This is a genomic window from Kitasatospora sp. NPDC048296 (assembly GCF_043201815.1).
Lineage (GTDB): Bacteria > Actinomycetota > Actinomycetes > Streptomycetales > Streptomycetaceae > Kitasatospora.
The window spans coordinates 1-2,547 of record NZ_JBICZB010000179.1 but is presented as its reverse complement, the minus strand read 5'-3'; the positions used below and the strand labels follow the sequence as shown (position 1 = coordinate 2,547).

The window sequence follows — 2,547 nt, the reverse complement described above, 5'->3', positions numbered from 1 at the left end:
CAAACGCCTACCTCGACGCCCTCGCCCACCAACGCCACACCGACGGCCTCCCCGCCACCTCCATCGCCTGGGGCCCCTGGGCCGAATCCGGCATGCTCATCGACGCCGGCGCCAACGACCAGCGCCTCCACCGCGGCGGCATGCCCCCCATGACACCCGCCATGGCCATCACCGCACTCCAGCACGCCCTCGACAGCGCCCAGCCCACCATCACCATCGGCGACATCGACTGGCACCGCTTCGCCCCCGCCTTCACCTCCGCACGCCCCACCCGCCTGCTCGACCACATCCCGGCCGCCCGTGCTGCCCTCGAAACCACCACCACCCAGAGCAGCACCAGCACCCTCCGCGACCAGCTCACCCGCCTGCCCGCCACCGAACGCCACCAGGCCCTCATCACCCTCGTCCGCGAGCAGGTCGCCCTCGTTCTCGGGCACCCCAGCACCAACACCATCGACCCCGACCGCGCGTTCAAGGAACTCGGCTTCGACTCCCTCACCGCCGTCGAACTCCGCAACCGCCTCAACACCGCCACCAGCCTCAACCTCGCCGCCACCCTCGTCTTCGACTACCCCACCCCCACCACCCTCGCCGACCACCTCCACACCGAACTCCTCGGAAACAGCCCAGGCTCGGAATCGGACCAGGACGCCGAAGTCCGTGCGGCCCTGGCCACCATTCCTCTCGCGCAACTCCGCGACGCCGGACTTCTGGACGTATTGCTCCGGATGGCCGGTCTCCGCGTCGAGGAGAATTCCACGGAGCCCGCCGAGGACAAGTCGCAGTCGATTGACACCATGGACGCCGAGGAGTTGCTCCGCATGGCGTTCGACAGCACCGATTCCTGACGACGCACGATTTCTGGAGCCTGCAAATGGAAACGCCTCCCGAGAAGTTTCTCGAAGCGCTGCGTGCGTCTCTGAAGGAAAACGAAAAACTGCGGCAGCAGAACCGGCAGCTCACGGCGGCATCGCGGGAACCCATCGCGATCACCGGAATGGGTTGCCGCTTCCCGGGAGGCATTGGCTCACCTGAGGAATTGTGGAACCTCCTCGCCGATGGCGGGGACGCCATTGCGGGGTTCCCTGTCGATCGCGGATGGGATCTCACCGACCTCTACGACCCCGAGCCCGGCCTGCCCGGCAAGACGTACACCGATCAGGGCGGCTTCCTCGACGGGGCGGACCGGTTCGACCCCGGCTTCTTCGAGATCTCCCCGCGTGAGGCGCTGGCGATGGACCCGCAGCAGCGCCTGCTGCTGGAGACCTCCTGGGAGACCCTGGAGCGGGCCGGCATCGACCCGGCGACCCTCCGCGGCAGCCGAACCGGTGTCTTCGTGGGCACCAACGGCCAGGACTACCTCCGGCTGCTGACGGAGACTCCGGAAGGTCTCGAGGGCTATCTCGGGACCGGCAACGCGGCCAGCGTCGTCTCCGGCCGCATCTCTTACGTCCTCGGGCTGGAGGGCCCGGCGGTGACGGTGGACACCGCGTGCTCGGCGTCGCTGGTGGCCCTGCACATGGCCGCTCAGGCCCTGCGCAACGGCGAGTGCGACCTCGCCCTCGTCGGCGGCGTCACCGTCATGTCCACCCCGGCCGCCTTCGTGGATTTCAGCCGCCAGCGCGGCCTGGCGCCGAACGGCCGCTGCAAGCCGTTCGCGGCCGCCGCGGACGGCACGGGCTGGGGCGAGGGCGTCGGCATGCTGCTCGTCGAGCGGCTCTCCGACGCCGAGCGCAACGGCCACCCCGTCCTCGCGGTCCTGCGGGGCAGCGCGGTCAACCAAGACGGCGCCAGCAACGGCCTCACCGCCCCCAACGGTCCGTCCCAGCAGCGCGTCATCCGCCAGGCCCTCGCCAACGCCCGCCTGACGGCCGGCCAGGTCGATGCCGTCGAGGCTCATGGCACCGGTACCCGCCTGGGTGACCCCATCGAGGCCCAGGCGCTCATCGCCACCTACGGCCAGGACCGCCCCGACGGCCGCCCGCTGCAGCTCGGCTCCGTCAAGTCCAACATCGGCCACACCCAGGCCGCCGCCGGCGTCGCCGGTGTCATGAAGATGGTCATGGCGCTCCAGCACGGCGTGCTGCCCAAGACCCTGCACGTCGACGAGCCGACGCCCGAGGTGGACTGGTCGGCGGGCGCCGTCGAGCTGCTGACCGAGGCGACCGCCTGGCCGGAGACCGGCGAGCCGCGCCGCGCCGCGGTGTCCGCGTTCGGTGTCAGTGGCACCAACGCCCACGTCATCCTCGAACAGGCCCCCGCACGAGACACCGCCGCACCGACCGCCTCCGACAGCTCCGCCCCGACCGTCCTCCCCTGGCTCCTCTCGGGCCGGACCTCGGAAGCCGTCCGGGCCCAGGCCCAGCGGCTGCTGGAGCACGTCGAGGCGGACGCGGAACTCCGTCCGGTGGACGTGGCGTTCTCGCTGGCCACGACGCGTTCGGTGTTCGAACACCGGGCCGGTGTGGTCGCCTCCGACCGGGACGGGTTCCTGGACGGGCTGCGCGCCCTGGCCGAGGGCCGGGAGGCCGTCGGTGTCACCACCGG

1 protein-coding gene and 2 pseudogenes are annotated in these 2,547 nt (G+C 70.9%); all 3 read left to right on the top strand.

Annotated elements, in window-relative coordinates; genetic code table 11:
* Positions 1-47, top strand: a pseudogene (locus tag ACGF12_RS38285) (hypothetical protein); the annotation flags it as partial.
* Positions 48-92: 45 nt separating this feature from the next.
* A pseudogene (locus ACGF12_RS38280) lies at positions 93-626 on the top strand (beta-ketoacyl reductase); the annotation flags it as partial.
* Positions 627-874: 248 nt separating this feature from the next.
* The coding region (locus tag ACGF12_RS38275; RefSeq protein ID WP_393041184.1) for a type I polyketide synthase at positions 875-2,547 on the top strand (1,673 nt) is incomplete at its 3' end.